This window comes from Ginsengibacter sp., assembly GCF_057362405.1.
The window spans coordinates 1-7,224 of the sequence record NZ_JBMQQG010000157.1 but is presented as its reverse complement, the minus strand read 5'-3'; the positions used below and the strand labels follow the sequence as shown (position 1 = coordinate 7,224).

At 38.6% G+C, this 7,224-nt stretch carries 5 protein-coding genes; 1 reads left to right on the top strand and 4 read right to left on the bottom strand.

All coding sequences use genetic code 11. The features are described from left to right. Positions 1-2,870 (top strand): excinuclease ABC subunit UvrA (gene uvrA / locus ACO1O5_RS13275; RefSeq protein WP_486270957.1); only part of this gene is annotated, 2,870 nt, incomplete at its 5' end. Between the two features lie 141 nt (positions 2,871-3,011). Here uvrA and ACO1O5_RS13270 read toward each other — a convergent pair. From ACO1O5_RS13270 to ACO1O5_RS13255, 4 genes are all read right to left on the bottom strand, one after another. After that, positions 3,012-4,013 carry a hypothetical protein gene (locus ACO1O5_RS13270; protein WP_486270955.1) on the bottom strand — a complete coding sequence of 334 codons (1,002 nt, stop codon included), beginning with the start codon at positions 4,011-4,013 and terminating at the stop codon, positions 3,012-3,014. Positions 4,014-4,121: 108 nt separating this feature from the next. Then, on the bottom strand, positions 4,122-4,571 hold the full coding sequence (locus ACO1O5_RS13265; RefSeq protein WP_486270953.1) for a GNAT family N-acetyltransferase: 450 nt from the start codon (positions 4,569-4,571) through the stop codon (positions 4,122-4,124). Positions 4,572-4,637: 66 nt separating this feature from the next. Beyond that, a complete protein-coding gene (locus ACO1O5_RS13260) occupies positions 4,638-5,918 on the bottom strand; it encodes a replication-associated recombination protein A (protein ID WP_486270951.1) in 1,281 nt (426 codons plus the stop codon). Positions 5,919-5,947: 29 nt separating this feature from the next. Further along, positions 5,948-7,224: hypothetical protein (locus ACO1O5_RS13255; protein ID WP_486270949.1), on the bottom strand; the 1,277-nt coding region annotated here is incomplete at its 5' end.

The window sequence follows — 7,224 nt, the reverse complement described above, 5'->3', positions numbered from 1 at the left end:
CTACCGACGAAACTATTGAAGTATTTGGCGCGAGAGAGCACAATCTCAAAAATATAGACATCTCCATTCCAAAAAATAAGTTGGTCGTAATCACGGGGATAAGTGGAAGCGGCAAATCATCACTGGCTTTCGACACTATTTATGCCGAAGGACAGCGTCGGTATATGGAAAGCTTTTCTGCTTACGCAAGGCAGTTCATGGGCGATATGGAACGACCTGATGTTGATAAAATTACAGGGCTTTCACCCGTAATTTCCATTGAACAAAAAACTACCAACAAAAATCCGAGAAGTACGGTCGGCACGGTGACGGAAGTATATGACTTCCTTCGACTGTTGTATGCAAGAGTAGGTGAAGCATATAGTTACAATACAGGTAAACGGATGGTTAAGTGGAATGAAGACGAAATCCTGGAAAATATCTTTTTAAAATTTCCCAATAAAAAAATTAACCTCTTAGCTCCCCTGGTACGCGGCCGCAAGGGGCACTATCGCGAACTCTTTGAAGATGTAAGAAAAAAGGGATTTTTAAAGGTGAGAATTGATGGTGAAATAAAAGACCTGGTTCCAAAAATGCAGGTTGACAGGTATAAGATTCATGATATAGAATTAGTTGTTGACAGGCTACAGGTAGCGCCTGATCAAAAAGTGAGGTTAAGTCAGAGTCTGCAAAAAGCTCTTCAATTAGGCAATGGATTACTTTTCTTACTCCTAAACGAGAATAGCGAACTTGTCCAATTCAGTCGTCAACTAATGTGCGAAGATACCGGCATTAGTTACGAGGAACCGTCGCCTAATACTTTTTCATTTAACTCTCCTTATGGTGCTTGCCCGGTTTGTAAAGGGCTGGGAAATGTTTACCAGGTAAATATTGAAAGCATAATCCCTGACAAGAAGTTAAGTATTAATGAAGGCGCCATTGCGCCACTGGGCGAAGAACGAGAGGCCTACGTTTTTAAGCAGGTACAGCAAATAGCTAAGAAATATAAATTTAGTCTTGACAAACCAATTTTCCAGTTACCACAAAGCGCATTAAACGTGTTGCTATACGGAATGGAAAATATTCCGGGTAAGAATAATGAGGATGAACTCGCCATATTGACCGAAGTTGATATGGCTGAAACCTTAGAATCCTCAGAGGCATCAGAGCAATATGAAGGTATCGTAAATATGCTAAAAAGATGGTTCAGTTCCGGAAGCACAAGTGAGGCATTAAGATCCTGGGTTGAAAAATTTATGCAATTGAAAAAATGCAGCGTGTGCAACGGTAAACGATTAAAAAAGGAAAGCCTTTGGTTCAAAATAGATGGAAAGGACATTTCCGAATTAAGCGATTTTGATCTGGATAAATTATTGAGTTGGTTTACCGGAATTGAGTCGAGATTGGACAAGAGGCAAAATGTAATTGCAAAAGACATTTTGAAGGAAATAAAAGAACGGCTTCAATTTTTATTAAATGTTGGGTTAACCTATCTTTCTTTAAACAGACCTTCCAAAAGCCTTAGCGGTGGGGAATCTCAGCGGATAAGACTTGCAACTCAAATTGGTTCCCAGTTGCAGGGAATTACTTACATTCTGGACGAACCAAGTATTGGCCTTCATCAGCGCGATAATCACCGGCTCATAGAAGCGCTCATCAATTTAAAAAATATTGGTAATAGCGTACTGGTAGTTGAACATGATAAAGACATCATGATGGCTGCAGACTATCTTATTGATATAGGTCCCCAGGCGGGCAAACATGGAGGCAAGGTAGTAGCCAGTGGTATTCCGAAAGATCTGCTAAAGCTAGATACTGTAACATCATCATACCTCAATGGAAAAATGCGGATTCCAATTCCATTGCAAGTAAGGAAAGGAAATGGCCAAAGTCTCTTACTGAAAGGTGCATCGGGAAATAATTTAAAAAATATCAACGCACAATTCCCCTTGGGTAAATTTATTTGCGTTACGGGTGTAAGTGGTAGTGGGAAGTCAACACTTATAAATGAAACGCTTTACCCGATTTTGAGTATTCACGCATATAAAAGCAAAATGTCTCCCCTTCCTTACAATAGTATCAAGGGGCTTGAACATATTGATAAGGTTGTAGAAATAGATCAATCGCCCATCGGAAGAACACCTCGCAGTAACCCTGCAACCTATTGTGGATTTTTTACCGATATACGCACCTTATTTGCCGAAGTGCCGGAGGCTAAAATAAGGGGTTATAAAGCCGGTCGCTTTTCTTTCAATGTAAAAAGCGGGAGATGTGATGTATGTGAAGGTGGCGGAATGAGGGTAATTGAAATGAATTTTTTACCCGATGTTTATGTGCATTGTGAAAAATGCAATGGTAAAAGATATAACCGCGAAACACTTGAAATACGATACAAAGGCAAGTCGATAAGTGATGTACTTGATATGACTGTCGACGAGGCTGTAGACTTTTTTGCCTATGTTCCTTACATCTATCGTAAAATAAAAGTTCTACAGGAAGTAGGACTCGGTTATATTACTCTTGGCCAAAGCGCAGTTACATTAAGCGGCGGCGAAGCTCAACGCGTAAAGCTTTCTACGGAGTTAAGTAAAAGAGATACCGGTAAAACCTTTTATATATTGGATGAACCAACCACCGGGCTTCACTTCCAGGACATTCAACACCTTGTCGACGTTTTAAATAAATTAGTGGATCGTGGCAATACAGTACTAGTTATAGAACACAATATGGATATTATTAAAATTGCAGATTACATTATAGATCTTGGGCCTGAAGGCGGGCAGGGGGGCGGCAGGATCTTATTTGAAGGGACACCCGAAGAACTTGCTAAAAATAAAGAAAGTTTTACAGCAATTTATTTAAAGGAAGAGCTTGCCAAATACAAAAATTAAAAAAGGCATAGTATAGTAACAAAGTTAAAAATTTATGGTTTCAGAGGTTACATTGCACACGAAAGTGCATTGTTTTAATGGGTTAACTTTTATTATATACTTTGCCGTTATTCAAGAGGCAATCTTCTCATTAAATATCTTTTAGAATCTCGCAGGACATCTCATATGACTTGCAACACGCCGGTTATAAATATTGTCAAATATTGGCCCAAGCTTTACTGCTAATTTCAATGATATTGAAAAATAGGCATCTTTTTGATTGGGATTACCTCTTTGTGAACCGGGAGAAAACCGTGAAGCTCCTGCTACATAAATAGAGTTGGTTTTATCAAATATTGCCCTGGCAATCCTTGCATTTTGCGGCGTTAAATACTTGTCAAATAAATTGGGATCAATATAGCTTGTACTTACATCATCTATATAATCAGTAAATGTTTTTCTTTCTAATACTTCAAGGCTTAGATTTACCCTATCAGATAGATAATATTTTGCTCCAAAACCTATCGGGACATTGAACTGTGTCAGCGAGTAATTTTTTCTTTGCGGATATTCTGCAAATCCTTCCCCTTCTGTATGAAGAGGTTGAAGATTATACCAGGTTTTATTGCCGTTTGCGTCAGTTAAAGACCCTTGGGGATTGAAATGAAACACTCCCACTCCTATTACGCCATAAGGCCTGAGGCGTGGCTTATAGTCTTCATCACCATTGAGCAACAGCATTAAAGGGAAAACTTCAGCAGCAATATATGCTTCCGAAATATTGGTTCTAAAATCGAGGTTACGTTGTTTTCTCCAAAGTTCGTTTACACCTTTCGTATTAATAATATTATCTTGTCCATCAAGTTTTCCAATATCTGCAGCAAGACGCACTCCCAGCCAATCATTTGGGTATGCGGTCAAAAAAACCCCCTTCATTACTTTTGTTAGTGGAAGGTTCAAGTCTTTAAGGAAAGTAGTTCCTCGTCCGCGATGACCTCCCAGATCTCCCAGAAAAAATAACGGGCCAACATTGACACCGACTTCAACCCTGGTATTTTCGTTGCCAAATATTAATGATTGGGAAAAGCCCCTTTCATTGAAGAAGAAGCTAAGTGTTGTTAATATGAAACACGTAAGCCAAAAGGCGTGTAAACGTTTTTTCATAAGAAAATCAGATTTTTGTTTTACAAGCGATAACGGATTTTTATTACCCGTTGAAGGATAACGAATTGATAACGGAAAGAAGGATTTTATTATTGTACCAGGTAAGAATTAAATATTCTTTATCATCGAAATATGCGGTATGCTGTCTTCAATGTAAATGTTGCCCTTTGAAGTAAAGGAGAAGTTCTCATAAAATTTAATGAGATAAGCTTGTGCACTAATTATCACAGGAACATTCCCAAATAATTGGTGAAGTTGTTCAAGCGATTTCTCAAACAATTCTTTTCCCAAAGATTGTCCACGTGCAAGAGGGGAAGTTACAACACGTCCGATGGAAGCAGCTTGCGGGTAGGCGATGCCGGGTGGAATAATTCTGCTATACGCAAGCAGGATTCCATTTCGTGTGCCTGTAAAATGATATGAATTAAAGTCTTTATTATCGCAATCCTGGTAAACAACGTTCTGTTCTACAGCAAAAACCTCTATCCGCAGCTGAATTATTTTGTATAAATTTTCAGCGGTCAGTTCATTAAAAGCCTTGCATTCCCAGTTTACCATTATTTGAAAAAAATAAAATATTATCTATGGTCCTTCAGTTTTCTGCTTGTAGATATTACTGCCTTCTTAATATCCATACTTATCTTTCCAGCGTTCTTTCAAAAATCGCCTTAATTCTTCTTCCCTTGTATTCTTGCCCGGATTATATATAAGTGTGTTTTTTATTTCATCAGGAAGAAATTCCATCGACACAAAATTATTTTCGTAGCTATGAGCATATTTGTAGTCTTTCCCGTAATCGAGCTTTTTCATTAGCCTCGTAGGTGCATTACGAATAGCAAGCGGAACGGGCAAGTCACCGTGCTGCTTTACCAGCGTTTGTGCTTTGCCGATAGCCTCCACGGCAGCATTACTTTTTGGCGATGATGCGAGGTAGGTGACGCACTGCGATAGAATTATGCTTGATTCCGGGTAGCCAATCATATTCACGGCCTGGAATGTATTTGTTGCCAGCAAAAGTGCGTTTGGATTTGCATTGCCAATATCTTCGCTGGCGAGAATCACCAAACGTCTTGCAATAAATTTTACATCCTCGCCACCTTCAATCATGCGGGCCAGCCAATATACTGCGGCATTTGGATCGCTGCCACGAATAGATTTTATGAAGGCTGAAATGATATCATAATGTTGCTCACCTTTTTTATCGTATAAGGCAATTTTTTGCTGCGCAACGTCCATTACCAATTCATCGGTAATTAATAAACTTTTGGAAAGTTCAGTACTTTCTAAAAGCTGCTGATTAAATACCAACTCGAGCAGGTTTAATAATTTTCTTGCATCGCCCCCGGATAAATTTATCATTGCTTCAGTTTCCAGCAAATCGATATTTGTTTGCGAAAGAACCTTGTCATCTTTTATAGCATGATTTAATAATTTAATTAGAGTTTCTTTTGCCAATGGTTTCAAGATATAAACCTGGCAGCGGCTAAGTAAGGCGCTGTTTACTTCAAAAGACGGGTTTTCAGTTGTTGCTCCTATTAACGTAATAATTCCTTTTTCAACCGCACCCAGCAACGCATCCTGCTGCCCTTTATTGAAACGGTGAATTTCATCAATGAACAGAATTGAGTTGTCCAGTTTTTTAGATTCTTCAATTACTTCACGCACTTCTTTTACACCTGAAGAAATAGCGCTCAAGGTATAAAATGGTAGGTCTAAAGTTTTAGCAATAATATTAGCGATCGTTGTTTTTCCAACTCCCGGCGGTCCCCATAAAATCATTGACGGAATTTTTCCGTTCTCAATTGAATTACGCAAGACGCTCCCTTTCCCGGTAAGATGTTCCTGGCCTACGAGGTCATCTAATTTTTTAGGACGCAGCCTTTCTGCCAGAGGTGGAATTGCCATGTGAAAAATTTAAATCATACACACCTTTGTTATTTCGCGGTGAGGTATGGAAGTATGTCTTTCAAAGTTACAGCAGATTGGGCATCATCCAATTCAATAACTACGCAGTACCCATTTGCTCCGCCTGCTTTCAACAATGCATTTACAAGCCTTTGCTGATCGCTCTCTAACCTTTTGCCATTCCATATTTCTTTGGTGCATAAACATCCCGATGTGGGTGTAAGTGGATAATAGGGTTCATTTGAATAAATAGATGGGTCTATCGTTGTGCCATGAGCAATAATTTCTGTACGTCCTGCAAGCCCGGCATAGTACGAGTAATATAAGGGGAGATAATTTTGTAAATCGGGCGGCAGTAATTTTCTGTAATAGTCAACATTCCATGTAGTGTCGCTAATACTACTATCACGCATAAACGCTTTTATATTTTCTTCAACGGGCATAGACAATTGAACATTAGCAGTAGGCCCGATAAAACTGCTCATAGAAACGCCGAACCCGTGCATAAAAAAAATCCCCTGCGGCGTATTGCCACCTCGTAAATAAAAAGGTAGATCGGTAATACTCCTTGCCAATTGCGGAATATTAAAAATTACTCCGTTGCTGTCCGTAATAAATTTTCCATCATAACTGCGGACAACCATCAGGCCAGGGTAATCACGGTCTTTTCTTTGAATGCTATAGGCAACTGTTTGACCGGGCAAAAACTTACTGCTAAAAAATTCCTTTAATAATTTCTTTGATAAAAATGTTCCGGTTGTTTTTTGTTCTGACATATGAACTTGCAGCATATATAATGTTGGATCAATGATTCCCTGGTCGCCAAATTTTGTTTCAATTAATTTAGTAATAGAATTGACTAATAGTGTATCTTTTTTTTTCTGCAGCAAATATTCAGCGCATAATGCAAATACTTTTGGATCATTAGTGCTATCAAGTAATTTTTTTACCTGCTGAAAAAAAATACCTGGATAATTAGCGTATGCCAGACCAAGCAATGCCTTTTGAAAATCTATGCTTCTCGATTCAATTTCGTAAAATGCACTGTGAATTTTTGCATCAACTAATGGAGTCTTATACAATAGTACTTCCAATGCATCAAAAGCATCTTCCCAATTTTCTTCTGTTGAATCGTTTAATGGAATCGATAAATTTGAATTGATAGAATATTTTATGAGGCGGTCATGCAATTTTGCCCGCTCAGCCGTTGTGGTGTATGATGTGTAAAGGGGCGCATCATATTGAGCAAAAGTTTGGTTGAATATGCATATCAAAAATGCAAGAAACAGCGATTTATTATTTAGAT

What these genes read in the sequence shown, in the direction of transcription:
- ACO1O5_RS13270 (WP_486270955.1), bottom strand. Translation starts at nt 4,013, where the DNA reads ATGAAAAAACGTTTACACGCCTTTTGGCTTACGTGTTTCATATTAACA.
- ACO1O5_RS13265 (WP_486270953.1), bottom strand. Translation starts at nt 4,571, where the DNA reads ATGGTAAACTGGGAATGCAAGGCTTTTAATGAACTGACCGCTGAAAAT.
- ACO1O5_RS13260 (WP_486270951.1), bottom strand. Translation starts at nt 5,918, where the DNA reads ATGGCAATTCCACCTCTGGCAGAAAGGCTGCGTCCTAAAAAATTAGAT.